The sequence below is a fragment of the Leptonema illini DSM 21528 genome (assembly GCF_000243335.1).
Taxonomy (GTDB): Bacteria; Spirochaetota; Leptospiria; order Leptospirales; family Leptonemataceae; genus Leptonema; species Leptonema illini.
Map to the genome: position 1 here is coordinate 4,051,074 of NZ_JH597773.1, position 26,598 is coordinate 4,077,671.

The window sequence follows — 26,598 nt, forward strand, 5'->3', positions numbered from 1 at the left end:
TGATCCGTGGCAGACGAGGGCATTGTCGACATAGAGCTGCCCGGCCCGTTTGAGGAGCCGGATCAACCGCGCCGCAAGAAGCGCGATCCTTTTTCAAAGGAGCATATCTCGTCTGACGAGGTGCTGCATCAGCGCCGTGAACTGGCCACAAGAGGCGATCTCAAGCGAATCCAGAAGGCCGGAGTCCGCCATGAGGGAAAGAAGGTCGTCACGGACGACGTTAAAAAGCTGAAGTCGCTTTCCGTCGATCCGGGTATTCCTGATCTCGATCGCATCCACTATTATATCGAGCCCGTGCGCATCGAGTACTATGTGCCTAAAGATTCGCGATTTGTCGTCGAGACGAGGTATCTTTTTATTCCGCTCATAGATCCGGAGCCGTCAGAGCGTTATCCAGTTCTTAGCTCTTACATGGAAAGAGAGAAGTTTTTCGATATCATCGAAGTCGTCGGCGAGCATTCGCGTTATACGACGATGATTCTCGAAGCGTATCATGAGACATTTACGATGCTTGAGAACATATCGAGAGCCGTGAAGGATGGGCGTTTCAATCAGGAGTCTTACAGGAAGGCCTTTTATCTGACAGAGACGATGATGAAATTCGAGCCGACGGTGGCCTCTCTCGAAGTTCTCGGTGATTATATCTCGTACAATATAAACTGGCTGATCCGTCGCATGAACAGCCTTGATATGGAATTCGCCGCCTCTGACGATACGATCGCTTATCTGATCAAACGGCGCAACGTGCGCTGGGAGGAAAAAGGCCTTCCTGAAGACGAGCGCTTTGAGATCCTGGCCGCGCTTTTTTACGATCAGGCCTTCCCCAACCGCGGTCTTGAGTTTGAAGAGGAAGATTACTTCTTTGACATCTTCGATAAAAAGTCGAGATACTGACGCCGTTTCGGTGATCCTTTTCTGCAAGGCGCCCATTCCCGGTCGGGTGAAGACCCGGCTGGCGGCGGATTTTGCGGGCGCCGTCGATCTCTATGCCTCTCTTCTCGATTCTGTAATATGGCGGCTTGAGGCCGATGCCGGCATAGAGCTGTATCTTTTCGCCGATTCTGAGAGCATACCGTATTTCGAGGAGCGTTATCCGAATCTGTCGATCTCTGAGCAGCAGGGCCATGATCTTGGCGAGCGCATGCAGAATGCCTTCGCTCACCTCTTTTCGATCGATGACGCTTCGTCCGTTGTTCTTGCGGGTTCCGATGTGCCGGATTTTACGGCGGAGACGGCACGACAGATGGCTGAACTCTGTAAAGAGAGCGATGCCGTCCTTCTGCCTTCTCTGGACGGCGGGTACTCGGCCATCTGCCTTAACAGAAGAGTGCTGGCAGATCTGCATCGCCTGTTTCATGACATTGTCTGGTCTACGTCTCTGGTACTCGAAACACAGATGCGACGTCTCGTCGATGCCGGCTTTAAGGCAATTGTGATGTCTGAGGCGATGGACGACATTGACGTTCTTGAAGATCTGCTTGCATATCGAAGGGGAGCAAAGAGGCGACCTCTGCCGAATGCGGACCTGTCTTTTCTGGAACATCTTCCGCGTGTGGTGGCGATTCTTCCCGTTCTGAACGAAGCCGAAAGCCTTCCTTTCATTCTGCCTTCGCTTCTTGAATCCATCTGGATCGACGAGGTGATCTGCGTCGATAACGGCAGTACGGACGACTCGTCCGCGATTATTGAGACAAACGGAGCGACTCTTCTTTATTGTAAGGAGCGAGGATACGGGGCGGCGATGCTGACGGGCATCGAGTATGCGTCGCGAAAAGCGCCCGATGCCATACTGCTTTTTATGGATGCGGACGGCTCTGACGACCGAACCCATCTCGGTGATCTTCTGAGGCCGATTCTGGCGGGCAGGGCGGATTTCGTTCTCGGCGCCCGACAGGGTGGATTGCTTCTTCATCAGAGGGCCGGCAACATCCTAACCGTCTGGCTGATCCGCCTGCTATGGAGACATTCGTTTGCCGATCTCGGCCCGTTTCGAGCCATCCGACTAAAAGCCCTTCAATCGCTCCAAATGGACGATCGCAACTTCGGCTGGACGATTCAGATGCAGATCCGCGCTGTGCAGCAAGGACTGGTGACGATGGAGATTCCCGTACCGTCTCTTCGTCGTCTCGGCGGAAAAAGCAAGGTGAGCGGAACGGTGCGCGGCACGGTGCTTGCGGGAACGATCATCCTGCGCACGGTCTTCAGAGAATGGCAGCGCCAGCGAAAAGGCTTTACATCGCATCGCCGATGATCCAGTATGGGGCATGGCCGCGGAACAGGATGATCGATCCTCTGAGAAGAAAGCTGAAAAGAAGGCTGCGAACAAAGCTGAGAGCTTGAAAGGCGAGAAGCCGACCGATCGCCCTTTTGAAGAGCACATCGATATCGACGTTTATGATGAGACTCCTTCGGGCCCGTCCGTGACGGTCCGCAACGCAAACCGTGAATCTTCGTGAATACTACATTACGCCGGAATACCTGAAGCTGATGGCGTCGCGAGCCCGTCAGTGGAGCGAGCGGTTTATTGCAGAACAGATGGAACAGTTCCGGCGTACGATTCCCGATTATCCCGAGGTGGTCGATCTTCTTGAAGGCGAGCTGCACAGGCGTCGTCTGAACGCTCTGCGCAAAGAGCTGCGCTTATTGAATAAAGACGAGCTGCAAGGACGGCTTCAGTTGATGCAGCGGGATTTCGCAGCAAAGGCGATTACACAGGACGAGCTGGAAGTCGCAGAAACGGAGTGGAGGATTCGCAACAGGAAGCGGTTGCCCGAGGATTACAGGCCAGGCATGAGTTGAGCAGCTTTGCGAGCAGACTCTCGCACTGTGTGCGAACCCGCTACTCCTTCATCTGCTCCTCTATTCGCCTGTTCTTTTATTCTTCTTCGCGCTCCATGTATTTGCCTTTGCCCCGTGCGACGATCTTGCCGATCTCGTTCTCGATTTCGGCACGGTTCTCGACGACGCGACGGTTCTTTTTGACGAACCATCCGCGAAGATAAAGGCTTTCACCGGCGCGGGCGGGCATGAGGTAGCGAATCGTAAGCTCACCGGTAAGCGTATCGAAGTTCATCGCCTGATTGATCTTGATCATCGTTTCATCAAGAAGCGTAGCGAGGATGCCGGGGTGGATCTCACCGGGCTCGCCGACAAAGCGATCGTCTGCTTTGAACTCGCCGTAGACTGTTTTTGTATCTTCGTCAAAGCTCAGCTTGAGTTGAAGACCGTTTGCGTTTTCGGTGCCCGAGCCGAAGCTCAAGGTCTCGCTGCGTGCAGACACGCGTGCATGTTTGCCGGACATTAATTAGTTGTCAAGCGTTATTCGAGCCGGAGAAGTGGAATACGAATGGCCATTTTCCCGTCCGACGCCTCTGCCTTTTTCAGCAGGGCGTTCAGAATCTGTTTGCTTGCAATTCTTTACACGCTGATCCATTGTTCGACAAGTCCTGAGCAGTTGCGCATGCGTCCACCCGGTGAATGCATGAGCCGCCTCGAAGCGCGGGATTTCAAGGTGGAGCGAAACGAAGAAGAAGGTCGTATCTGCGTGCTGGCGGCGCGATCGTCGGTTCTGGAGGCCGCTGAAGAAGCTTCGCCGACCATATTCGGGCCGCGAAGGCCCGTGCTTGGCGGACTTGATCTTGCGGCGGCCACAGGCTTTCGTATACTCGAAGGACGACGTTTTGCGCTGCTGACGAATGCGACAGGACGTGATCGTGAGTTGAACTCCATTCTTGATCTGCTTGTATCTTCGGGCCATCGTCCCGAACTCATTCTCGAACCGGAGCACGGCCTGTACGGCGCCGACGATACGATTCATACAGGCATCTTTCGCGTCGATGCCGATACGGGCATTCGCGTGCTCAGCCTGTATTCGCAGATCAAGCGTCCCGGCCCGGCGAATCTTGCGGGGCTTGATACGCTTGTCGTCGATTTGCAGAATCTGCCCGTGCGATGTTATACATATGCGACGACGCTGACCTACATTCTCGAAGACGCCGAACAGGCGGGCCTTGAGGTGCTCATTCTGGACCGACCTCATCCCTACGGTATCTGGCCGACGGCAGGCGGCATCGTCGAAGAGGATTACCTGAGCTTCGTCGGAACGGCTCCCGTTCCCTTTCTCTATTCGATGACGCCTGGCGAATATGCGATCTTTATGGCGCAGCATCGCTTCCCTTCATTACGATTGCGCGTTATACGCGTACATGGATTCGTACCCGCCGAGATGGACTGGGTGCTTGCCGGCAGCTGGATCAATCCATCGCCTAATATTCCCGATCTGGAATCGGCCCTTGTGTATCCGGGGCTCGTATTTTTTGAGGGCACGAACGTATCGCTCGGTCGGGGCACGACGCGGCCGTTTGTCTATTCTGGCGCTCCCTGGATGAAAGAAAAGCTCGTGCTCGAAGAGCTGCGCAAGCTCAATCTGAAAGGCGTGCGGTTCGGCAGCGTCACCTTCACGCCGTCCGCTTCGCTCTATGCAGGCCAGCATGTGCGCGGCATACAGTTTCATCCTTATTCGAAAGAGTTTGATCCTTTACGCACAGGATACGAATATATGCGCATTATCCGGCGACTTCATCCGACCTATTTTCGGATCGTGGGCGGACGTTCCTTTTTTATGGACCGGCTCTGGGGATCGGCCTCTTATCGAGAGGCGATTGAGGCTGATCTGACTTACGATGAATTTCGCGCTCTCTGGCAGGATGATTCTGTCGCCTTTGAAAAACTGACGGCAAGTGCGCGCATCTACGGGCTGTAATGCTGTGCAATGCGTAAGAAACGAGCCCGGCTCAGGAGCCCTGTAGCATGAACTCCGACAACCGGATCTTCGATCGTCTTCTCACAGTCCTCATAGCGGCGGGAACGCTTTTCAGCGCGCTGTTCGTCGCCTCTGCTCTGCCCGATGCGCTCTTGCATAACTCTGACATCCTGTATGCACCGGCATTTTTCGACGATCTGTGGCAGGGCGTCGATATCTCGGGATGGGCACTCACGCCGGCGCCTTATTTCTTTCCAGACCTTGTGGTCTATGGCGGTGTTGATGCCTTATTGCGCCTGCTCGATGCAAGCACGGCCACTCGCATCGACATGGCGCTCCGTCTGACGGCAGCCGTCTTTTATCTGCTGAATGGAGCGGGTTTTGTGCTTCTTCTTAAAGAGATGCGACCCGTCTCTTACAGGGGCGGCTTCTTGATCTGGACGACGATCAGTATTTTATTTTTGCAGCTGCCTTTTTTCTCGGCTCCCTTTCTTGCAGCTCATGTACTGACGCATCATTCGGGGTTGCTTCCGGTCGTGCTTTTCTTCTGGGCGCTGTGGCTGCGCAAAGCCAAGCCGGTCGATGCGTCCTTTCTTGCACTTCTTCGAGCGAATGCCGTGCGATATCTGGCGGTCTTATTCGTTTTGCCGACATTGATATCAGATGCGCAGCTCCTGCCGCTGCTCTTTATACCGGCCTTTCTTCTTGCCGGTTACGGGGTCTTCTTTCTCGGGGATAAATTGCGGCATGCCGTTGATGTGTTTCTGCTTTTTCTGGTATGGTTGTTAGCCGAACGCCTTATTCCGCGCATCCGCTATACTGTTGTTTTCTTTCCTTCTGTCGAAGGCAGGCCGGCCCTTGAGGCCTTGCTGACAGTTTCGCCAGACCGAATCCTGAGGATAGCGAGCGATCACGAATTTGTTATTGCGCTATTGCTCTTCCTGATTTCTGCCTTCCTGCTCTGGGTTAACCATCGATTCTTCAAACGAAGAGATCAAGCTCCAGGCGCAACCAATCTGAGTTTTGAAACCCTGGATACTGACAGACAGAGTTTTAGGGCTGAGGCGGCTCTGCTTCTGGGAGCCGGCGCAGGTTTGCTGGCCGCACTGGTCTTTCACGTAGGGCTCAGCGCTCATCTTGATGATGTGCCGCCCATTACAGGTCGATACCTGCACTTTCTTTTTGTTACCGTGTTTCCCTTTGTGCCGGCCCTTTTGGTTTTGAGCCTATCTTCCCGGTTACGGCGTTCTCTGGCACGGCGCAGACAGAGAGAGCAAGATGGTCGCCCTGCCGCCCGTCTTCTCCAGCGCTTTCAGTCGGATGGCCTGATCTTACTCTGTTTCTCTCTGGTTCCGTTTGCCATGCCAGCCGTGCGCCCCGGTTTATTTCCCGTTTCAGGTCTGCTTTCGCGAGGGCAGCGATCGGCTGCCGCAAGAGAAGCCCAATGTCTGCGTGATGTGGCGATTATGCACGGAGTCAGAGGGCCGCTTTATGGCATCTCGGATTACTGGCATGCGAAGAAGCTCTCGGTATTCGCAGAGCAGGTTCGCCTTCTGCCGGTTGAGCTGGATGAGCCGACGAAGCTGTATTTCTGGATTTCTAATCTGAGCTGGTTTGATGACGAGCAGATCGTGTACCGTTTTGTCGTGATCGATGGCCTTGATCGTGAGATGATTGCCGGCCTCTACGGTGAGCCTGCATCACGTGACCGATGTGCCGGCATGGAAATCTGGTGGTATGGCGATGACAGCCCGATCCGCCATGAACCGGCCCGGCTGCGTGAGTTTGCCCGCGTCATCGGCATCCCCTACCGAGCAAGCAGAGGGGAGGGGGCGAGATGATTTCTCGATTGACAGAGGAGCGGCCTTCAGTTCTCTATCCACAGAAAAGCGCCCATAGCTCAGCTGGATAGAGTATTTGACTACGAATCAAAGGGTCGGAGGTTCGAATCCTTCTGGGCGCATTTTCTTCTCCTCTCTTCCTCTGGTATCTTCCCATCACCACTTTCGCTTTCACCGGACCGACGTCGGCAGTGCTTTCGTTAGGAGCACGTCCTCAAACCGGCTCTAATTCCTGATCGGTAGAACAAGCAACGAAAGCGGATCGGCAACCACTCCGCGAATCGTAAGCGTGGCGTGCAGATGAGGCCCCGTTGAGAATCCCGTAGACCCGACCTCGCCGATGAAGTCGCCGGCACGCACGTCCTGACCGGCACGCACGTGAATCTTTGACTGATGCATGTAGCCGGTAAAAACGCCGTTGCCGTGGTCGAGCACGGTGTAGTTCCCCTCGTAATGCATGCGCTGCGCAAGCACGACACGCCCGTCGAGCATGGCGAAGATCGGAGCTCCGACCTTGCCGCGCAGGTCGACCCCGTTATGGATGATGGTGCGCCGGCCAAGCTCCTTGCGCTTCTTCTTCTCAATCGCATACGAAATCTGCATGCGGCGCACGAAGATCGACGAGGTAATGTAGTGCATGTCGCGCGGATGCGAAATCGAAAGTCCGATGCGATCCGCAGATCGAGAAGAGAAGGCCGCCGCCTTGATGCGTCGTTCTGCGGCGATCTTGCGTTCAAATTCCGCCTGTCTTTCCTGACGACGACGCTCCTCATCGGGCGTAAGCTTCCTGCCCGGGCCGCCATGCACGCGACGGTAGTTTTTTGTAACGGGCCATGTGACCGATGTCGGGCGCAATGCCAGATATTTGGTGATTTGCAGCTCAGGAACCGTCCATTGAAGTTCCATATGCTGTGCCATGAAGTTCGAGGGAATGGCAAAGAGCGTGCGGTAGCCGAACGACGTTTTCGTCAGAGGCAGCGTCACTCCGTCGAGCCGCAGATAGGATGCCCTTGCCTTTTCGGGAAGGCGGATCTCTGCGTAGACGGCATCGCCGACCTTGAAGCCTCGCGAATAGAGATCAAGACGAGCGCCTTCGGCCTCGGCGTAACGGCGTTCCGGTTGTTGCCATTTAAAGTCGCGGGGCAGATGGATGCGCGTCGCCGACGAAACGACGTAGATGCGGCGTTCGCTTCGCGCAAGCAAAGGAGAGACGAACACAAACAGAAGTAAAAGCGAGACTTGAAGACGCGAAACCACGTTTCTATCATCGGAGGCGGGGCATCGTAGATGCAGCCGTGGCATTCTGTTTTCTGAACCCGGCCGGGCTGCTGTCAACTATCTGCGTCAGATGAGCGGAGTTTTCAGCCTTCTTCGCCGGCCGGCGTATAAGGGATTCCCTGATCGCAGGACTGGCGCATGCTATCATACGTATAGATGCCAAGATCATGCCCGTCAGACCAGAGAAGAGAAAGGGCGTAGCGGCCTACCTTGCGAAACGAACGCAGCTGGATCTCCTGAATACTTCCCGTAACGCGTTTCGCCGTCGTTTCATGACCTCCGCGGCACTGAGCGCAGGGGCACATCTTGCGCATGCGCAGAAGGTCGTAGGAGCATTCTTTCCCGTCCTTCCAGCGGATGTGCAGATTTTTCTCATCGAAGGAAATCTGATCAGGAATCGTTTCGAGCATACTGTAAAGACTCAAGCCTCCGGCAAGCCGTCCATCCGAAAACGCAGTACGAGCGCTTTTTGACGAAATCGCTGCGAAGGGATTGACGGAAAGTACCGATCTGCTATCCTCGAAAGCGCATGACTGAAGAAGCCTCTCTCAACGAACGTATTACCGAAGAGTACATCCTCATCGACACAAACGTCTTCCTGATCGATCCAAACGCCCCTCTTAAATTTGCCAATCGCAAGCTGATCATTCCTCTGATCGTCATAGAGGAGCTCGACTCGTTCAAACGAGAGATGTCGAGTATCGGCAAGGCTGCGCGCGAAACGATCCGCAACATCGATCAGCTGCGCATGCAGGGCAAGATTACCGAAGGGGTTCCGCTTGAGAACGGCTCCACCGTTCAGGTCTATATCCTCGAAAACTACGAGGATCTGCCCGAGGGTCTCGATCATGCGATCAAGGATAACTATATCCTGTCGGCCGCTTTACAGATCCGCAGTCGTAGCGGAAGGCCGACGGCTATCCTTACCAAAGACGCCGATCTGCGCATCAAGGCCGACGTGCTCGGTATCACGGCGTGGGACTACCATGAAAACGGCGTGCAGGGCGAGCATCTGTATCAAGGAGAGCGCAGTATCGATACTTCCGATGAAATCGTCGATCGGTTTTATGGCGGTGAACAGATTCCCTATCTCGATGGATCTCTCATCGCCGAAAACCAGCCACCGCTCATCATCAACGAATATGTGACCCTCAAGTCGCCTTCTCGCAGCGCCCTTGCTCGCTGCGGCGCCGACGGATTTCTGCGTCCGCTGATGGAGCGGCAGGGTATGGCCATTCACCCGCGTAACCGCGAGCAGCGCTTTGCCATGGACGCCCTGCTTGATCCCGATATCAAGCTCGTCACGATCGCCGGTAAGGCCGGTACGGGAAAGACGCTGCTTGCCATCGCCGCCGGGCTGGACATGGTGTTATCCGAACAACTCTATCGTAAACTGCTTGTGGCCCGTCCCGTCGTGCCGATGGGCCGTGATCTGGGATTCTTACCCGGCGAGCTGGAAGAGAAGCTGCGTCCCTGGATGCAGCCCATCTATGACAACCTTGAGTTTCTACTTGAAGGCCCGACGAAACCGAAAGAAGAACGACGACACGGTAAGAAGCGCGACGGTGACAAGGACAAAGAGAAAGAAGACGAGAATAAAGAGAAGGAGCTTGCGGCGAAGAAAAGCGAGAGTACGATCCAGTATCTGCATCAGGCAGGATTGCTCGACGTCGAGCCGCTGACCTATATTCGAGGGCGCTCGATTCCGCATCAATATGTGATCATCGACGAGGCGCAGAATCTCTCGCCGCATGAGGCGAAGACGATCATCACGCGGGCGGGCGAAGGCACAAAGGTTATCTTTACCGGCGACTTCTATCAGATCGACCATCCGTATCTGAACCTCTATACGAACGGGCTAACCTTCACGTTTAATCGTATGAAAGGGCAGCCCATCTTCGCGCATATTACGCTTGAGAAGGGCGAACGGTCCGAACTGGCCGAGCTGGCCTCGCAGTTGATGGAGAATTGACGCCGGAGCGCTTGTTAATGTCACAGGATCTTTTCGAATATTCGAAGAAGAAGCCGGTTCTGCCCGGGGCGGCCATATCCAGCGCGCCGCAACCGGGGCCGGCTGCAGGCGAATCGGGCATGAGCGAAGCGTCTGTGTCGTCAGGGGCCTCGCCCAATCCCTTTGCCGATATTGTGACTCTTGACGAATTGAAAGACGTCGCGTCAGAATGCCGCCGCTGCCGGCTCTGTGAAACGCGAAAGACAGTCGTCTTCGGCGAGGGCAATCCGAAGGCCAGACTGATGTTTATCGGGGAGGGACCTGGCAAGACTGAGGACGAGACCGGACGTCCCTTTGTCGGCCGGGCCGGTGAGCTGCTCACCCGTATCATCGAGAACGGTATGCATCTGCGGCGCGAAGACGTCTATATCGCGAACGTCGTTAAGTGCCGGCCCACCGTCGACGGTCTGGGTACGCGAGACCGCCCGCCTGAGGCCGACGAGACGGCGGCCTGTTCACCTTTTCTTCTGCGACAGATCGAGATCATCAAGCCCGACGCCATCGTCACGCTGGGCAATCCGTCGACGCGGTTTCTTCTGAAAACCACGGAGGGAATCACGAAGCTGCGCGGCACAGAGGCGTCGTTTGAAGGCATACCGGTATTCCCGACCTATCATCCGAGCTATGTGCTGCGAAACGGCGGTGATTCGTCTCCGCTGAAAAAAGACGTCTGGGCCGACATCAAGAAGGTGATGGCGAAGCTCGGCCTGCCTCTGAATTGACTTTACAGGGCGTCTTCTTTTTGCAGCCTGGAAGAATGGAAGATCAGCTCAACTCCGTCGCCTATCATCTGGGAGAGTTCCGTCCGCTGCGCGAATGCAACATCAACATCATGACGCATGCGCTGCAGTATGGCACGATGGTCTTCGGCGGCATGCGGGGTTATCATGACGCTGAGACGAACAACGTTTTTCTTTTTCGACCTTATGATCATTTTCGCAGACTGCATCGCAGCTCTCGCATCATGCAGATGCAACCGTCTCTCACGCCCGAGCAGATGGCCGACATAGCCCTTGAGCTCGTCAGACGCAACGAGTATCGTTGCAACGTGTACTTCCGTCCTTTTATCTACAAGTCCGAGCTGAAGCTTTCGCCGCGATTGCACGACGTCGCCGATTCCTTTTCGATTTATACGATGAAGCTCGACGATTACATCGATACGAGCCGCGGCCTGAATGTCGCCGTCTCAAGCTGGAGGCGTATCGACGATAACGTCATTCCCACTCGCGCGAAAGTGGCCGGGGGTTATGCGAACTCCGCTCTGGCAAAATCCGAAGCGGTGCAGAACGGTTTCGACGAGGCGATCTTCCTCGACTCGCGAGGCTTCATCAGCGAAGGAAGCGCCGAGAATCTTTTTGTCGTAAGGGACGGCGTTCTTATCACGCCTCCTAACAGCGCTTCGATCCTTGAAGGCATCACGATGCGTACGATCATCGAACTCGCGAAAGACGAGGGCATCGAAGTAATACGACGAGATATCGGTCGTTCCGAGCTGTATATTGCCGACGAGGTTTTTTTCACGGGAACGGGAGCTCAGGTGGCCTGGGTGGCGCAGATCGATCGACGCCTCATCGCCGACGGAGCGATCGGTCCGATCACGCAGCGTCTGCGCGACCGTTATATGCAGCTTGTGCGCGGGCGTGATACGAAGTTCAAAGACTGGGCCGTTCCGGTGTACGCTTCGTGACGCAGCCCGCCGCTTCTACCTATCAGGCAGGCCTCGGTTGGACCGAGGCCTTTTCCATCATTATCGGCCGTATTATCGGTTCGGGTATCTTTCGCACGCCGGCCTCGGTGATGCTTGCCGTCTCGGGCGGCCTCGGGCCTTTCTTTGTCGTCTGGATTCTCGGAGGTCTGTTAACCTTTCTCTCGGCGTTGCTTTATTCCGAGATGGTGGCCATGCTTCCGAAAAACGGCGGTCCGTACGTCTATCTCAGGGCCGCCTTTCCGCCTATCATCAGCTTTCTTCGCGGCTGGGCGATGTTCTTCGTTTCAGAGACCGCATCGATCGTCGTCGTCTCTATCGTCTTCGCCGAATACAGCTCTCGCGTTATCGTAATCGCCGGCCTGTCCGATCCCGGTCTTTTGTTTCGCGGACTTCTTGCCCTGGGTACGATCTGGTCGTTAACAGGCGCCAATATGCTCGGCGTACGCTTCTCGGGCCTCTTTCAGGACGTTCTTAGCTTCGTAAAGATCGCCTCTCTTGCTGCCGTCATCGTCGTCGGCACCGTCTTTGATCCGCAGCCTTCGCATTTTGCGGCTTCCTGGTGGCCCGATCAGCCTGTGATCGAAACGATACTGGGTATGGCGATGGCCTTGCGCTATGTGCTTTTCTCATACAGCGGATGGGAAGGCGCTACCTATGTGGCCGAAGAGGTGAAGAATCCGGCGAAGAATCTGCCTCTTTCTCTTTTCGCGGGTATCGGCATGGTGATGCTGCTTTATATCTCGGCTAACGTCGCCTATGTGCTGCAGCTGTCGCCGGCCGAATTGATCGAATCGCCGTCCGTCGCCGCCGTCGCCCTTGAACGAGCGGCCGGCAATATCGGCGGCCTCTTGATCTCGCTGGCCGTCGTCGCCAACACCTTCGGCAACGTGAACTCACAGATCTTCACCAAAAGCCGCACCTGGCAGGCGATGGCCCGCGATGGCCTGTTCTTTCGCATTCTTGCTCCGTTATCCAGGGCTGGCGTTCCGACCATGTCGCTGCTTTTTCAGGGGCTCTGGGCGACGGCGCTGCTTCTCCTGGCCCTTACCGCCGATCATTTCAAGGCTGAGGGCGAGAAATCGGCCTATGACCGCGTCATTGATTTCTTCTCGTTTACGTCGGCCGTGTTCAACTTTCTTACGTTCTATGCCGTGTTGCGACTGCGGCAGCTGCTTCCCGATAAGCATCGTCCCTTTCGCACGCCGGCCTTTCCGCTTGTCTTTGGCGCCGTGATGCTGATTCAAACGGCCTTTGCCGTCTTCACGTTTATTACGTCTCCCTGGGCCTCTCTTGCCGGATTGGCTCTGACGACAACAGGGTTAGTCTACTGGCATTTCGGCGTCGACCATGAGGCGAAGCAGGATCGCAGAGGCCAGGATGCATGACATTCTAATCGAAGGGGCCGACCGCTCTTCTATGTATGAGCAGCTGATCCCGCAGATCAGAGCGCTGCTCGAAGGCGAGAAGGATGCCATCGCCAACCTGGCAAATACGGCAGCGGCGTTGAAGCAGGCCTTCGGTTTTCTCTGGGTCGGATTCTACCTTGTCAGAGAACAGGAGCTTGTTCTCGGTCCCTTTCAGGGCCCTGTAGCCTGTACGCGTATTGCCTTCGGTCGCGGCGTTTGCGGCTCTGCCTGGCAGCAGCGGCAGACGATCATCGTTCCCGATGTGAATCAGTTTCCCGGACACATCGCCTGTTCGAGCGCCTCTCGCTCAGAGATTGTTGTACCCCTCTTGCATGGCGGTGAGGTCGTCGGTGTGCTTGATATCGATAGCGATCGGCTCGATGATTTCTCGAAAGTCGATCAGGAAGCTCTGGAATCCATCGCCTCGTTGTTGACGCCTTTTTTAAGAAATCCTTGACGAATCCTGCGCACCCCATCATGATAGGGCGGCATCCCGATGAATCGGGGTATAACAGGAGAGACTCATGAGACGAACACTGCTTCTACTGGCTATTCTCTTTACAGGAACCATAATGTGGACTCCGGCGCTTTCCGCGGATGGCTGCTACATCTGCGGCTCGGGCAGCACCGATGCCTGCCGTGACTACTGCCGCTACTCGGGATCAGACACCTTCGACAATCGCAAGAAGTGCGAAAAGGCCGGCTGCAAGGTAAGCGGAACTGCTTCCTGCCCGACAGCCGTAAACTACAAGGTATGCAACGCCCTTCAGGAGAGATCCATCTCTGAAATGCTGCTTGCTCACTTTCAGGTTCGCGTTCAGTAACGGGTAGATTCTGTGAATGATAGAGGTCGGGCAATAGTCCGGCCTTTTGCTATTTATTGACATGAACCGTGGAATGTGAGACGATTGCCCTATGAAACACGTTCTTGTCCCTCTGGCCGAAGGCTTTGAAGAAATGGAAGGCATCATCGTCGTCGACGTTCTGCGTCGGGCAGGCTTTGACGTCGTCACTGCCTCGCTGAATGACGGACCCGTGAAAGCCGCCCGACAGACTGTGCACATCGCCGATATGACGCTCGATCAGGCGATACAAAAAGGACTTTCTTTTGATCTGATCGTGCTGCCCGGTGGTGGTAAAGGCGCCGAAAATCTCGCCGCAGATGCTCGCATCGCCTCCCTCTTAAAAGAGATGAAGAAAGAGCAGAAATGGATCGCTGCAATCTGCGCTGCGCCTAACGTTCTCTTAAAGCATGGAATACTCGGCGATCAGGATCGCTTTACGCTGTTTCCGGGGACGATGCCCGGCCGGCATCCTGGTTATGCTCCTGATGAGCGCGTCGTCGTCTCGGGCAGAGTCGTCACCAGCAAAGGTCCGGGTACGGCATTTGAATTCGCTCTCTCGCTTGTCGAACTACTGGGCGGGGCGCCGCTTCGAGATAAGGTGGCAGGGCCGCTCTTTGTGAAATGAGTTTGTCTTGACAGAAGAGCGGGAGTGCAGACAGATCATAGGATGAAGCGTTCCTATCTTCTGTTCATCTTATTCTCTGTGACGGCACTGCAGGCTCAGACTCCCATCTCGATGGGCCGACCCGACATATATACCAGTGAAAAGGGCGGCTTCACGATTCCCGTACCTGTTCTTAAATCGGTGGGTGGCCGCGGCTACGAAGAGGAATCTTCGATAACGTTCCAGGATGACTTCGAGGCCTTTCTTCGAATCGACTTTTCTGATCTATCACAGGCGATGATCGAACGTCTGGAATCGGGCGAGATTCCCGAGGCGGCCTATCTTGAGTGGATGGGAAAGCAGCAGTTTTTCAGGTCGGTCATCCTCCCGGCAAAGCCAGGAACAACGATAGCCGGCGAGCAAGCCCTGACGTTGGACGGAAGGCCGGCCTATCTGCTCACGCTCAGTATTCCTGAAGGCTCTACCGTATTGGTTAACGGCGCACGTGTCGATGCTCGCCGCAGCCTTCTGCTTTTTATACGAAACGAGCGCGTCTATATCATGCATGCACAGGAAAGTATTCTTGCGCGGATGGTCGGCAATAAGGAGCGCCTTACAGACGAAGAGGCCCATAAGGAAATTCGCGAGGCGCTTCTCGGATATCAGAAGACGATGACCTTTCATCCTCTGAAAATTCTGCCTGCCGATGAAAAGCTCTGTGGCGGTGTAAAGAAGGGGTCTTTTTATTATGAGCCTGCTATGGGTCTTCTGATACTTGTGGACAGGAATGGAGCCGCCCAGACTCAAATCCGCTATCTCGATCGTTTTTATAAAAAGGAAAAGATTACCTGGACCTCCAGTTGTTCCTATGAGCTCGAAGCCGTCGAGCTGCATGATCCCATACTGGAAGAAAAGATAGGGCAGAAGTGGAAGATCACGATCACGGGCTTTACGGATCGCTATTATCTCTGGACGATGGTGCGCGAGAGCGGCGAGGTCAAGAAAGGCCGCTTCTACTTTGTGAAAGATCGAGATGCCTTCATCGAAGAGCAGAAGAAGAATCCGATGAATTCTTTTGATCCCGCCGAAGCGAAAGAGCAGAAACCGCAGGAATAAGCATGCATCCGATTACGAACATAGAACCGTTCAGGAGACAGGAATGAATCGACGTGCATTTTTATTGCGAACTGGCGGCGGTGTTCTTGCTGCCGTTGCAGGCGGACTCTGGCTGCGACGCACAACGATACCGACGCCCGATATTCAGGCCATGCTTGCCGAGCTGAAAGGCTGGCGAGGGCGGTCCGTTACGACGACGGGCAGCTGGTCGCCGGCGCAGATATTCACACATCTGGCGCAGAGTATCGAGTATTCGATGACGGGTTATCCAGAGATGAAGCCGGCGCTGTTTCAGAAGACGGCAGGCTCGGCGGCCTTTTTCGTTTTCTCGTCGCTCGGGAAAATGAAGCACAATCTTGCCGATCCCATCCCCGGAGCTCCGTCTCTTGAAACGAGCGATACGGGCAGCGCCCTCGATCGACTGATCACCGCACTTCAATCGTTCCATGATTTCTCCGGAGAGCTGCGTCCGCATTTCGCCTATGGCGCATTGAGTAAGGCCGAATACGCTGCCGCACATCTCATGCATATACGGGACCATCAGCGCGAATTCACCGTCGGAGGATGATGTGTCGGGCGATAGCGTCGAGAGACTGATCGTACTCGGCGCAAGCAATGTCGTTCGCGGATTGCCCGCCCTTGTTTCGTCGATGCGCCGTAGCGAGGGCAATGCCGAGTTTCTGGTTGCGGCAGGCCTCGGGCGTTCCTACGGCGTCAGCAGTCGATTCTCTTACAGGATTCTACCGGGCATTCTCACGGGAGGACTGTGGGCGGCCGTGTCTGATAGAGCGCCCATGCGCACACGTGCGGTTGTGGCCGACGTGGGTAACGATCTACTTTATGGTTTTCCTCCGGAACAGGTTCTGGCATGGGTAGAGGACGCTGTCGGGCGTCTTGAGTCCGTCGCTGATGATATCGTTATCGTCGGATTGCCGCTTCACAGTATAGACTCGCTCTCTGAGACGCGCTTTCGTCTGTTTCGCAGTCTGCTCGTGCCGTCGTGCACACTTTCGCTTTCCGATCTCGCAGTTTCGGCGCGTACAGTTCACGAAGGCCTCATGACGATGGCGCGAAAGAGAAAGCATCGATTCTTCGAGTTGCGGGCAGGCTGGTACGGGATTGATCCCATTCACATTCGACCGCGCTACTGGAGAGCGGCATGGAGTGAGATCGCAGGTCTTCCCGTATCGCAGCCTTTATCGTTAGTCGAGACCATGCGCCTGCGTCTTCTGCGACCGGAGAGGCGCATCCTCTTTTCAAGAGAGCAGATTACGGAGCAAACAGGCTCCGGGATTGGAGGTGTGAAGGTATTCCTTTTTTGATCGGTTGCAGAAGGTCGATTGACGACATAGGAAGGAGTGCATTCTTTTACACGACATGCCTGTAGTGGATTACTCCGGTATCAGTCTTGCTCCCATGGCCGGATATTCCGATATGCCGTTCCGGCGCATCTGCCGCCGCTTCGGATCAGCCCTTTCCTACACAGAGTTTGTCAGCACCGATGCCGTGGTTCGCGAGAACGTGCGCACTCTGCAGATGCTTCGCTTTGCCGAAGACGAGCGTCCTGTGATCTTCCAGATCTTCGGCTACGATATCGATACGATCGTCGAGGCCGCCTTGCGGCTTGAAGTTCTGCGGCCAGACGGCATCGATCTGAACCTCGGTTGTTCCGTTCCCAAGGTGGCTCATAAAGGCTCCGGAGCGGCCCTGCTACAGAACCCGGAAAAGATCGGCGTTATCATTGAGGCTATGGTGAAGCGGCTTCGCGTTCCTGTCAGCGCAAAGATGCGGATCGGCTGGAGCGATACCGACCAGGCCGTCGATATCGCCCGTCGCATTGAGGATGCAGGCGCTTCGATGCTTGCCGTTCACGGACGCACGGCAGATCAGCGTTATACGGGCAGGGCCGACTGGAGCGTCATCGGGGCGATGCGAGAGGCTGTTAAGATTCCGCTACTTGGGAATGGAGATATCGAATCCCGTGCCGACGCCGAAGAGAAGATGCGTCGCTACGGTGTGGATGGCGTCCTGATCGGTCGCGCAGCACATGGAAACCCCTGGATCTTCCGGTCCGCTGCAAATCCTGTAACGGCGCAGGAGTTAAGCAGTGTCTTTGCAGAGCACTTGCAGGCCATGCTGGACTTTCACGGAGAGCAGGGGCTCTTTCGTTTTCGCAAGCATGCGGCGCAATACGGGCGTCACTTCGCCATGACCGACGCACAGAGATCACAGCTTCTTTCTGCCGCTACTACCGAAGAGATGACGCATGTCTTCGCGCAAGTCGTCAATGACCGAAGGGACAGCGTCTTTCCATCTCTGAAAAGGTCTGTAGCGAATCCGGAGTGTTGCGTTCTTTGAGGTTCTGCGCGATCAACCTCCAGACTCTTTCACCCTGATTCTGTCCGAATTTAAACTTTGCCGTTAACCTCTCGGGTATAATCTGAAGCATCGCAACGCCTTTCAGATTCTTGCGATATTCGGGATCTTCCGCTGAAAAAGGCCGGTATCCGCCTTCGGGCTGAAGACGTTTCATAAAGAGCGAGAAGGCCTCGCACTTTTGATCGAGGTCCGTCACCTCTGATATTCTGCCATAAGCGACGACCGATTTGAAGAACGCAGTGGCCGGGCAGGCGATCTCTGCGCCTGAGAAGTAAGATGGAATGATGCTGTATTCTTTTGCCACGGCAAAGGTTACGGCCTCTCTTTCGGCGATATCACGCATTTTCTGCCCGATCCGACTGCCGTGCATATAGAACGTGCCTTCGTGATACACATAGTTCAGAGGAGTGATATGCGGATGCCCTTCCGCCTGTGTGCCGAGAAAGCCGAAGGTCATCTCGTTCAGGAACGATTCAATCTCGACCCGCCCTTCGGTCTCATAATCCACGGAAAACTCTTTGCGTCTCATGCTTCAAGAATACCGAAATTCTGGTATAATAAAAGGTCCAGATAATGTAAAATTGATTGGTCCAGTATGCGGCCGCTATTTAAGTAGGGCATGAGCTTTCAGATCGACTGGCACCTTCATCGGCGGCAGTATGCAACGAAGCAGCTTGCACTCTTTCATGCCATCCGGGAGCGCATCGTCACGGGATCGTCCTCTACCGGTGAGGCTTTGCCGTCGACGCGCGATCTGGCGCGACAGTACGGTCTTTCGCGGGGTACGGTGACGCAGGTCTATGAAATGCTCGCAGCGGACGGCTATATCCGTTCAGAGAGCAGACAGAGAACGCTCGTCAGCTATCGGTCGCCGACGACCGAGCCGGTTAAGGGAGTTGATGTTGTGTTATCCGAATGGGCACGCCGGTGTCGCCCACATCAGCCCGCAGAGCGAGCCGAAGCGAAAGTGCATTTTTATCCGGGCTTTACAGATCAGCGCATCTTTCCAAACAGAGAGTGGCAACGTTCTATCTCGCGATCGTTGCGCCAGCCGTCACAGCGAGTGCTTCATCCGGCGGGGCATCCTGATCTGCGAGAGCGGCTTGCGGCGCATCTTCGCTATCACCGGAATATCCAGGCTACGGCTGAGAATACCGTCATTGTGAACGGCTCGACGCAAGCCATCGCGCTTATAGCGCTGATGCTGCTTGAAAAGGGAGATAGGGCCATCATGGAAGATCCGGGGTTTGGTGGTACGCACAGCGCTATTCTTGCCGCTGGCGGCCGGGCGGTTCGCGCTCCGGTCGATGAGCACGGCATTGATCTGTCAGCGCTTTCCGGCATAGAACGCCGGGCCCGGCTTGCCTTTGTGACGCCAACGCATCAGTTCCCCACGGGAGTTGTTCTGAGCTTTGAGCGCCGACGCCAGTTGCTCGATTGGGCGGAACGACAGGCAGCGATTATTATCGAAGATGACTACGATAGCGAATTCCGCCGTTCGGGTAAGCCGCTTGAGCCTTTACGCTCGCTCAGCCCTGGCCGCGTCGTTTATATGGGAACGTTTTCGCGAACGATGTCGCTCTCCCTGCGTCTCGGTTACGTCGTACTGCCGGATTCCTTGATAGAGCCTTTTCTTCGGGCAAAGGCCGTGTTTGAAACGTATTCAACGGCATGGATGGAGCAAGCGGCGCTTGCTGACTTCATGGGCTCCGGTGCGTACGAAAGGCATCTGCGACGCATGACGCGCATCTACAGGCAGAGGCATGATACACTGCTACAGCTTTTCGAAGAACATCTGCCTGGCGCCTTCGTCTGGACGGCCTCAGATGCCGGGTTGCATCTTTTCGGTCGATGGCAATACGGGCGACAGAGGTTTAACCGATTCGAGAAGCAATGCGCGGCTGCCGGCATAGGATTCACGAGTGCCGATCGTTTTTATGAATCGAAGTCGCCGCCGTCAGCGTTATTTGCCTTCGCGCACCTGAATCCCGAAGAAGCCGCTCCGGCAATAGAGCGTATGGGTAGGATTCTGAAACGATTGCAGTAGCGAGGTTGCTTGACATACGCGTCGCTTACAGTTTTCTGAATCCGGTATCAGATGAGATCAATTCTCAAAAATGACGCGTCTTGTACGCACTCAACCGCTCCTGTTCTTCAGCTGGAATGGAAAACAACGCTCGTGGCCTTTCTTCTGGCCGCCGGTGCCGGCATATTCATGCGTTTCGCACTCGTGAGCGGTGATTGGTACGGGCTGCATTTCGCAAACGTACGCCATGCACATTCACATCTCATGCTATTCAGCTGGGCCACATCTGCGTGGATGATCCTGCTGGCACGCAGATTCGCAGCGCACGGGCAGGGCATCAAAGGCATGCAGATCTGCATTCGTCTGTCGATCCTTATCGGATTCCTCACCTTTATTCCATTTCTGTTCTGGGGTTATACGCCTGCCCGTATCGGCGACGTTCGTGTTCCCGTTTCAATCATCCTTTCGATAGTGATCATCTTCGTCTGGTATGCCTTCGCTGCTTTCTACTTTCGAAATCGCAGGCTACTGGTTGAACGGCTGCATCTCATCGACATTGCCGTGATCGGCATGATTGTATGTACGGGAGGGGCCTGGCTTCGTGGCGTCTTCGTCGCATTAAAGCTCGCCGATCCGGTTTTCGCCGACGGAGCGGTCCATGCGTTTCTCACGATACTCACAGATGGCTGGCTTCTGCTGGGATTGTTCGGCTTGGTCGCCCTTCGTTCCGGTGTTGCGATACCGCGCAGGACCGTTATCGCAGCGACAATCGGCCTTGTCCTCTCTTTCCTGGTAAACCTTGAGGCCGCTCCTGATGCGATTCGATGGATCGGCGCCGTCTTTATGTTCGTCTTCGCAGTAGCCGCTCTTTCCGCTCTGCGTGCGTTATCCGGTCATATTTCTCGTTTCGCTTATGTCGCTCTCGGAGCGGCGCTTCTGCTGAGGCTTCTTTATGTCGTGCCTCCGATCATGCATACGATCGACGGATTACAGCTTCGCGTCACCTATCTGCACTGGCTGTATCTTCCCGGCATCTCCACTCTGTTTCTTGAGTTGAGCGGTGTGCGCGGTCGAAGACTGCGGTGGTTTTTCGCAAGCAGCGTGCTGCTCGTCATCGGAACCGTTCCGATGAGCGGGCTCTGGCCTTATCTTGATTCGGGGGCGCTGCGTCCGGCAGGTTTGACCTTTATGATCGCAAGCAGCTTCGGGCCTCCCATTGTTTTGCTTTCGTTGCTTTTTCAGCGAGGGCGAAAGAAGTGAATACCGGGAATTCGGTTTCCGATCACTGACGGCTCTTCTGTGAGCAGCCGAGCAAAAAAAACCGGACCCTCTTCGAGTCCGGCTTTTCATATTGGAGATCGTGACAGCGGTCACGATCCGTTTGCAAGGCCGCTGCCTATTGTCCGGGCTGGTTGGCAATCGGAGCTGCCGGTCCTGGAGCCGTCGAACAATCTTTAGGCTGATAGAGATCGGGGCGACGTGCGCTCGATTGAATCAGCTTGATCAGACGGTTCTTCTGCTCGCAATCGGCGCGATCGAAATCCACCTGATTCCCGTCGAAGTTCACTTCGAAGATGTTGGTCAGGATGCGCAGCTCGTCAAAGAAGATATACACCGTTTCCAGTGAAGTCTGCGGGTTAGAGCGCAGCTTGAACTGACGGAAGACCAGAGTCTTAACCTGCGGATACGAGCTCACATCTTGCGGAACATTCTTAGGAATATCGATCGTCATAGGACGCCATCCGATGAAATCGATGGAACCGAACTTATAGATATGCGTGTTGCCTTTCCAGTCTTCCACCCATCCCTCAAGATCGTATTCGTTGCCGCGTCCGAGAACCCAGACCGAGATCTTTGATACGACGCCCGGGAGGTTAACCCCGACCACGCAGTCGACCATCTGTGCACGCTGCGTCGTTACGGCGCTTGAAAGAGCGGGATTCTGATAGCAGGATCGGGCCTTGTAGTTTTCGGCCAGAGCAAGCTCGTTCAGATAAGGACGAGGACGCTCGACGATATACTGATCTACTGCGGGCGGACGGATCGTCACAACGTTGTATCCCGAGAAGGTGAAGGCGAACTTCACTCCGAGGATGCGGGCTCCGTCGAAGCCGAGGTTCTCACGGATGTCGGCCGGAGTACCTTTGATCAGCTTCACCTCACGCTCTGCCTGGAGGTTTGAGGCCGCCGGCTGATACGCACCCTGTGTGCGGGTGTCCTTATCAGTGAGCAACTCCCATCCGTAGCCGCCGTTCGAGTAATCTCGATCCCAGCTTTCTACTGTGATGGCGCGCATCTCTGATGCGGTGACGTCGTTTCCGATGGCCGTTTCTACGCCGGCCCGAACCCCGTCGACTAAGAACATGCTGGATACGCCTGCCACGGCGGCGACCAGAGTGGGGATTGATACCTTGAATTTCATGACCGTAACCTCATTCCTGTATCGGCATTACTTGAAGAATCCTGTATGAGGAGCTGGTTTTTACCAGTTGTCTTTGATCTCCGAGCCCGGATATACCTGCTCGGACTGGTCGACGAGAACCTTGAGGCCGTCTACGTAGAAGTAGAACTCGCCGGGAACCTCGTGAACGTCGCTCGTTACAAAGAAGCTGACGAAGTGAAGGTTCTTATCAAGAAGCGAGAATCGCGTACTCTGCGGCACCCATCCCGGAACGGCGACGGTGAACTTCCTCCATCCGAAGAAATCCAGCCGACCGAGTCGGATGTTATGCGTCTTGCCGCGATAGTCGCGAACGCGAACATACATGGTATGACGATAGTTACGACCGAGTACCCAGATCGAGAACTGACGGGCCTTTCCTTTCAGAACGAATTCATGCGGAGGTTTCACCTCGACACGGTCGAAGCCGCGGTCGTCGAAGTAGGTCTTCACGCCGAGGATGTGGTTCGGAGCGTCGGGGTTTACGTCTACAGAGAGAGCCTCGCCCTGCGGCGGACGCATGTTCTCGTCGTCGGTCGCGCGGATTTCGCCGCGCTGAACGAGCTTCAGCGTCTTTGTTTCTCCAAGCGGAGAGGTAGAGCGAGCAACCCAGTCCTCGGCCTCTTCGAAATTCTCCAGATCAATCTGAAGAAGGGGCATCTGCTGCGCCTGATTGGTATCGGCAGGGGCCGGCTGGGGCTGAGCCTGAGCGAACACCATGGTCGGCGCCGCCAGGACGGAAAAAAGGATCGAAAATTGAAATAACTTGAGATTCATAAGAAACTCCTCACAGGATTCACCTTCATATGAGGTATCGGTCAAAGCAGGCCGGAACTTTTCTCTATTGGAAAAGTTTTTTTCCGACGCGGCGCAGCCGGACGTTTTGCGTGACAGTCATCCGTCCTCCGCGTATCAAGGTTCATGCAATCCGTGTATCTTGTCAACGGCGTACGGTCCGCTTTTGGCCGTTTTGGCGGCTCTTTAAAAGAAGCAAACGAAAGCGAGCTGCTTTCGGCCATCCTCTCCTCGGCCATCGAGCGTTCCGGTCTCTCTGCAGCCGATATCGAGCAGCATATTCTCGGCAGCGTAGTTCCGACCTCGGGGCAGAGCGCCTATCTGGCCCGACATGCGGCCCTCAAGGCGGGCATTTCCCTCCGCGCCGCCGCCCACAGCGTCAACCGCCTCTGCGGATCGGGCATGGAATCCGTCGCACAGGGAGCTTCGGCGTTGCTTCTCGGCCATGCACAGGCCGTCGTCTGCTCGGGTCTTGAACTCATGTCAAAGATCCCGTATTATTCCAATGGCACCCGCTGGGGCGTACGCATGGGCCACGAGCCTCTTGAAGACGCCCTGCAGGCCGCTCTAACAGACACCTATGCGGGCATCAACATGGGCCAGACGGCCGAGAACCTTGCCCGTGACTTCGAGATCAGTCGTGAAGAACAGGATGCCTGGGCGCTGCGCTCTCAGAGCCGGGCCGAACAGGCGAAGGCCTTCTTATCGGGCGAGATCCTTCCGCTCGGCGTCATCGTCGACGGAAAGGAAGCGGAATTCAAGGTCGACGAAGGCGTGCGCGGAGCGTCGGTGGAGGCAAAGCTGCCGTCGATGCGCCCGGCCTTTGATCCCGAAGGCAGCGTAACGGCCGGCAATGCCTCGGGCATCAACGACGGCGCCTCGGCGCTTGTTCTGGCATCCGAAGAATTCGTTCAGAAGAAGGGGATCACGCCTCTTGCAAAGATTCGCAGCTGGGCCGTCGCCGGATGTCGCCCCGATCGCATGGGCATGGGCCCGTCCTACGCTCTGCCGATCGCCTTACAGCGAGCCGGGCTCATGCTGGATGATCTGGAAATCGTCGAGATCAACGAAGCCTTCGCAGCGCAGGTGCTTGCCGTGCTGCGAGAGACTCCCGTTCCGCACGAGAAGGTGAACCTGCGCGGAGGGGCCATCGCACTCGGGCATCCGCTTGGCGCCTCGGGCAATCGCCTCCTGTTAACGCTTGCCCGTCAGCTGCACGAAGACGGCAAAAAGATCGGAGCCGCCACGCTCTGTATCGGCGGCGGTCAGGGCATAGCGATGATTATCGAACGCGTGTAGCGGCTCAGAATACTGAGATCGGGGCCTGGTTCTCTCACGCCTTTGCTCGATTCTCTGACGAAAATTTTGCGGCGCTATGATTCGAGACGTTAGCTTTCGAGGCGATTCATACGCATGATCGCCTCGCTGACGAAATCCTGTAGCTCTTCCCGTATGGGCTGCAGACGATGCGTGGTGTCGGCGAAGATATTCTTACGCTGCCCCATGAGCTCTGACACGCCGATACGATCCTGAATGCAGGCATCAAAGAGCAGATCAGGATACATCTCCCGTATCTGCCGGCTCTGTCGGTCGTGTTCGTTCACAAGCTTTGATCCGCTGCGTCGCACGCGGTTGCGGATGATGCCGAGGTTGCGGGCGCGCTCCTTTTCGGGCAGCAGGTCGTGCAGAAGCGTTTGAATGTGATTCTCGATGAAGGGGATGCCGTAACACGATATGAAATCGGGGATCGTCGGCACAAGGTAGTAGTCGCTTGCGAGCATGGCGCTTCGCGAAACGAAATAGATATTGGGCGGACAATCGCAGATGATAAAGTCGTAGTCCTTTCTGTAAGGCTCGATGGCATCTCGCAGCAGGCGATGCCGGCTCTTTTCGAACTCAGCGGTATCGGCGGCCTGTGGCGGTCGCTCTGAAACGAGTCGCATCTCATAATCGGGCAGATCAAGATGGCAGGGAACAAGATCCAGCTGCCCTTCGCCGGCATGCAGGGCCTTCTCGGCGATCCAGTCCTTTTCGAGACGGACGTTGCCCTCGTAGTAGCTCCACAGTATCGATCGGATTGATCCGCGGTTCTCGATATGATCGATCCAGGCCTCTTCGGGCAGAACAGATACCGACAGCGAGCACTGCGGATCCAGATCGAGCATCAACACACGCTTCTGATGCAGCGAGGCCAGTCCGGCGGCCAGCTGCAGGGCAATCGTCGTCTTACCGACGCCGCCCTTGTAGTTGATGATCGAGATTACTTTGCAGGAATCGGCCATTCCATTACAGTATCGGCCGCTTCTGTCGAATCGACCGACGATAATTTCCGGTCTGTCCGGCGGGTTCTTCTGCCATATTTTATGTTGACTTCTGGTTTCATATTCTTGAGATCAACACAGGAGTCTTAAATGAGAAAAATTGCGCTTTTTATGATTGCAACAGGCACCTGCCTGGGCTCTCTGCATGCAGAAAATTCCATCAGGTTGAATGCCGCCATGCCGGTAACGTCGACGCACTCCGATCTTGAATCGAGATTGCGTCTTGAAGAGATGCGATACGGCACCTATACGAAATCGTGGCATAACGAATTCAATCTGGCTCACTTTCGCTTCGGACTTGAGCTTCGCCTTGATGCAGGGCCCGGTGAGGTCTTTGCCGAATACAGAACTGAGGGCAAAGCAACATCTTTTACTGCGGAACGAATGACCGTAAACGGCGGTGCCGGGTTCGGGCAGCTGGGCGTGACGCCCTACCGACAGAGTTGGACCGATTTTGAAATCGGCTACAGGCTTCCTGTACATGAGCGCGTCGGCATGTCGGTGCTTGGCGGGCGACGCAGCTGGTCGCGAGATGTGACGCTTCTGGGCTTTGATCGTCCGGGAAGCAGCATGCTCACGTTCGCCGGCGGTTTTTTGAGCGACTCTTTTGAAACGACTGTTGCCGGCAATTATCTCGGCGCAGAGGTGGATTTTAAACTCGATAAGAATGTTGACATCTTCACCGGCTATGCGGCATCCATCAGCCCGCTCAGCGGCGGAGCATCGCGCAGTCAACTGCATGCTTTCTCGGCTGGCGGGAGTTCGACTTCCTCGTTCCTCATCGCCGACTATGGAGCGAAGGCCGATCTCAGTCGCATCTGGATCGGGGCTCGCATGCGGCCGCATAAGATGGTTTCGCTTGAGGTAGGATACCAGCAGGACATCCTGCGCATGCGATACGACAGCTACCTTCCGATCGATCTCCTGTCGATGAGTCTGCCGTCCACTGCGGAGCTGCTTCAGAATCAACTGATTCATGGCAAGACGGCTAACGAAGAAAATGCAGGCCTCTTCATCGGAGTATCGCTCATCGGCGTCTTCGCTGATTGATACTACCAGATCCAAT

The 26,598-nt window shown here is 55.5% G+C and carries 28 protein-coding genes and 1 tRNA gene; 22 read left to right on the plus strand and 7 right to left on the minus strand.

Features of this window, described 5'->3' with window-relative positions; translation table 11 throughout:
- Window positions 1–6: 6 nt before the first annotated feature.
- The 4 genes from LEPIL_RS19125 to LEPIL_RS19140 are packed head-to-tail and all read left to right on the plus strand — an operon-like array spanning window position 7 to window position 2,799.
- The gene (locus tag LEPIL_RS19125) at window positions 7–894 is read left to right on the plus strand and encodes a hypothetical protein (RefSeq protein WP_002775121.1); all 888 of its coding nucleotides are present in this window, start codon (window positions 7–9) and stop codon (window positions 892–894) included.
- Window positions 863–2,251, plus strand: coding sequence for a DUF2064 domain-containing protein (locus LEPIL_RS23710; protein WP_143464713.1), 1,389 nt, complete (start codon window positions 863–865; stop codon window positions 2,249–2,251). The genes LEPIL_RS19125 and LEPIL_RS23710 overlap by 32 nt, the downstream gene beginning before the upstream one ends.
- A 13-nt stretch (window positions 2,252–2,264) precedes the next feature.
- Complete coding sequence (locus tag LEPIL_RS19135) at window positions 2,265–2,456, plus strand: hypothetical protein (protein ID WP_002775125.1); 192 nt, start codon at window positions 2,265–2,267, stop codon at window positions 2,454–2,456.
- Entirely contained in the window at window positions 2,443–2,799 is a 357-nt protein-coding gene (locus LEPIL_RS19140; RefSeq protein ID WP_002775126.1) for a hypothetical protein, read from the plus strand. The genes LEPIL_RS19135 and LEPIL_RS19140 overlap by 14 nt, the downstream gene beginning before the upstream one ends.
- A 76-nt stretch (window positions 2,800–2,875) precedes the next feature.
- On the opposite strand, the gene LEPIL_RS19145 is transcribed toward LEPIL_RS19140, so the two are convergent.
- On the minus strand, window positions 2,876–3,301 hold the full coding sequence (locus tag LEPIL_RS19145; protein ID WP_002775127.1) for a PaaI family thioesterase: 426 nt from the start codon (window positions 3,299–3,301) through the stop codon (window positions 2,876–2,878).
- A gap of 180 nt (window positions 3,302–3,481) precedes the next feature.
- Between LEPIL_RS19145 and LEPIL_RS19150 the strand changes: the two genes are divergently transcribed.
- The 3 genes from LEPIL_RS19150 (at window position 3,482) to LEPIL_RS19160 (ending at window position 6,725) form a co-directional block, all read left to right on the plus strand.
- A complete protein-coding gene (locus LEPIL_RS19150) occupies window positions 3,482–4,762 on the plus strand; it encodes an exo-beta-N-acetylmuramidase NamZ family protein (protein WP_157135118.1) in 1,281 nt (426 codons plus the stop codon).
- 47 nt (window positions 4,763–4,809) lie between these two features.
- Complete coding sequence (locus tag LEPIL_RS19155) at window positions 4,810–6,603, plus strand: hypothetical protein (RefSeq protein ID WP_002775129.1); 1,794 nt, start codon at window positions 4,810–4,812, stop codon at window positions 6,601–6,603.
- A gap of 48 nt (window positions 6,604–6,651) precedes the next feature.
- Window positions 6,652–6,725, plus strand: a tRNA-Arg gene (locus LEPIL_RS19160).
- A 103-nt stretch (window positions 6,726–6,828) separates the two neighbouring features.
- On the opposite strand, the gene LEPIL_RS22625 is transcribed toward LEPIL_RS19160, so the two are convergent.
- Together LEPIL_RS22625 and LEPIL_RS19170 are read right to left on the minus strand one after the other, a co-directional pair.
- Complete coding sequence (locus tag LEPIL_RS22625; RefSeq protein WP_002775130.1) at window positions 6,829–7,905, minus strand: M23 family metallopeptidase; 1,077 nt, start codon at window positions 7,903–7,905, stop codon at window positions 6,829–6,831.
- Between the two features lie 59 nt (window positions 7,906–7,964).
- Window positions 7,965–8,291, minus strand: a complete 327-nt coding sequence (locus LEPIL_RS19170; protein WP_002775131.1) for a DUF971 domain-containing protein — start codon at window positions 8,289–8,291, stop codon at window positions 7,965–7,967.
- A gap of 119 nt (window positions 8,292–8,410) precedes the next feature.
- On the opposite strand from LEPIL_RS19170, the gene LEPIL_RS19175 reads away from it, so the two are divergent.
- The 11 genes from LEPIL_RS19175 to dusB all read left to right on the plus strand — a co-directional run bounded on the left by LEPIL_RS19175 (window position 8,411) and on the right by dusB (window position 17,929).
- Window positions 8,411–9,853, plus strand: a complete 1,443-nt coding sequence (locus LEPIL_RS19175) for a PhoH family protein (protein WP_002775132.1) — start codon at window positions 8,411–8,413, stop codon at window positions 9,851–9,853.
- Window positions 9,854–9,972: 119 nt separating this feature from the next.
- Window positions 9,973–10,614 (plus strand): uracil-DNA glycosylase, encoded by a 642-nt coding sequence (locus LEPIL_RS19180; protein ID WP_143464717.1) that lies wholly within the window; start codon window positions 9,973–9,975, stop codon window positions 10,612–10,614.
- A 35-nt stretch (window positions 10,615–10,649) separates the two neighbouring features.
- Window positions 10,650–11,579 (plus strand): branched-chain amino acid transaminase, encoded by a 930-nt coding sequence (locus LEPIL_RS19185; RefSeq protein ID WP_002775136.1) that lies wholly within the window; start codon window positions 10,650–10,652, stop codon window positions 11,577–11,579.
- Entirely contained in the window at window positions 11,576–12,985 is a 1,410-nt protein-coding gene (locus LEPIL_RS19190) for an APC family permease (protein WP_002775138.1), read from the plus strand. Before LEPIL_RS19185 ends, LEPIL_RS19190 begins: the two co-directional genes overlap by 4 nt.
- Window positions 12,978–13,463 (plus strand): GAF domain-containing protein, encoded by a 486-nt coding sequence (locus LEPIL_RS19195; protein ID WP_002775140.1) that lies wholly within the window; start codon window positions 12,978–12,980, stop codon window positions 13,461–13,463. Before LEPIL_RS19190 ends, LEPIL_RS19195 begins: the two co-directional genes overlap by 8 nt.
- A gap of 115 nt (window positions 13,464–13,578) precedes the next feature.
- Window positions 13,579–13,830, plus strand: a complete 252-nt coding sequence (locus LEPIL_RS19200; RefSeq protein ID WP_078123403.1) for a hypothetical protein — start codon at window positions 13,579–13,581, stop codon at window positions 13,828–13,830.
- A 91-nt stretch (window positions 13,831–13,921) separates the two neighbouring features.
- Entirely contained in the window at window positions 13,922–14,476 is a 555-nt protein-coding gene (locus LEPIL_RS19205) for a DJ-1 family glyoxalase III (protein WP_002775144.1), read from the plus strand.
- A gap of 42 nt (window positions 14,477–14,518) precedes the next feature.
- The gene (locus LEPIL_RS19210) at window positions 14,519–15,571 is read left to right on the plus strand and encodes a hypothetical protein (RefSeq protein WP_002775146.1); all 1,053 of its coding nucleotides are present in this window, start codon (window positions 14,519–14,521) and stop codon (window positions 15,569–15,571) included.
- 43 nt (window positions 15,572–15,614) lie between these two features.
- Complete coding sequence (locus LEPIL_RS19215; protein WP_002775148.1) at window positions 15,615–16,139, plus strand: DUF1569 domain-containing protein; 525 nt, start codon at window positions 15,615–15,617, stop codon at window positions 16,137–16,139.
- 1 nt (window position 16,140) lies between these two features.
- Window positions 16,141–16,893: a hypothetical protein gene (locus LEPIL_RS19220; protein WP_002775150.1), complete on the plus strand. Its 753-nt coding sequence runs from the start codon at window positions 16,141–16,143 to the stop codon at window positions 16,891–16,893.
- Window positions 16,894–16,948: 55 nt separating this feature from the next.
- Window positions 16,949–17,929, plus strand: coding sequence for a tRNA dihydrouridine synthase DusB (gene dusB / locus LEPIL_RS19225; protein WP_002775152.1), 981 nt, complete (start codon window positions 16,949–16,951; stop codon window positions 17,927–17,929).
- Here the strand turns inward: dusB and LEPIL_RS19230 are convergent.
- Window positions 17,856–18,479, minus strand: coding sequence for a pyridoxamine 5'-phosphate oxidase family protein (locus LEPIL_RS19230; protein ID WP_002775154.1), 624 nt, complete (start codon window positions 18,477–18,479; stop codon window positions 17,856–17,858). The genes dusB and LEPIL_RS19230 overlap by 74 nt on opposite strands.
- A 90-nt stretch (window positions 18,480–18,569) precedes the next feature.
- Here LEPIL_RS19230 and pdxR point away from each other — a divergent pair, with 90 nt between their 5' ends.
- Both pdxR and LEPIL_RS19240 read left to right on the plus strand, forming a co-directional pair.
- Complete coding sequence (gene pdxR, locus LEPIL_RS19235; protein WP_002775156.1) at window positions 18,570–19,997, plus strand: MocR-like pyridoxine biosynthesis transcription factor PdxR; 1,428 nt, start codon at window positions 18,570–18,572, stop codon at window positions 19,995–19,997.
- 168 nt (window positions 19,998–20,165) lie between these two features.
- Window positions 20,166–21,236, plus strand: a complete 1,071-nt coding sequence (locus tag LEPIL_RS19240) for a hypothetical protein (protein WP_157135119.1) — start codon at window positions 20,166–20,168, stop codon at window positions 21,234–21,236.
- 136 nt (window positions 21,237–21,372) lie between these two features.
- Here the strand turns inward: LEPIL_RS19240 and LEPIL_RS19245 are convergent, their stop codons facing one another.
- Together LEPIL_RS19245 and LEPIL_RS19250 are read right to left on the minus strand one after the other, a co-directional pair.
- Entirely contained in the window at window positions 21,373–22,398 is a 1,026-nt protein-coding gene (locus tag LEPIL_RS19245) for a flagellar filament outer layer protein FlaA (protein ID WP_002775160.1), read from the minus strand.
- 60 nt (window positions 22,399–22,458) lie between these two features.
- The gene (locus tag LEPIL_RS19250) at window positions 22,459–23,193 is read right to left on the minus strand and encodes a flagellar filament outer layer protein FlaA (protein ID WP_002775162.1); all 735 of its coding nucleotides are present in this window, start codon (window positions 23,191–23,193) and stop codon (window positions 22,459–22,461) included.
- A 144-nt stretch (window positions 23,194–23,337) separates the two neighbouring features.
- Between LEPIL_RS19250 and LEPIL_RS19255 the strand changes: the two genes are divergently transcribed.
- The gene (locus tag LEPIL_RS19255; protein WP_002775164.1) at window positions 23,338–24,510 is read left to right on the plus strand and encodes a thiolase family protein; all 1,173 of its coding nucleotides are present in this window, start codon (window positions 23,338–23,340) and stop codon (window positions 24,508–24,510) included.
- An 89-nt stretch (window positions 24,511–24,599) separates the two neighbouring features.
- Here the strand turns inward: LEPIL_RS19255 and LEPIL_RS19260 are convergent, their stop codons facing one another.
- Complete coding sequence (locus LEPIL_RS19260; protein WP_002775166.1) at window positions 24,600–25,493, minus strand: ParA family protein; 894 nt, start codon at window positions 25,491–25,493, stop codon at window positions 24,600–24,602.
- Between the two features lie 129 nt (window positions 25,494–25,622).
- Here LEPIL_RS19260 and LEPIL_RS19265 point away from each other — a divergent pair, with 129 nt between their 5' ends.
- A complete protein-coding gene (locus LEPIL_RS19265; RefSeq protein ID WP_002775168.1) occupies window positions 25,623–26,582 on the plus strand; it encodes a hypothetical protein in 960 nt (319 codons plus the stop codon).
- Window positions 26,583–26,598: the final 16 nt, after the last annotated feature.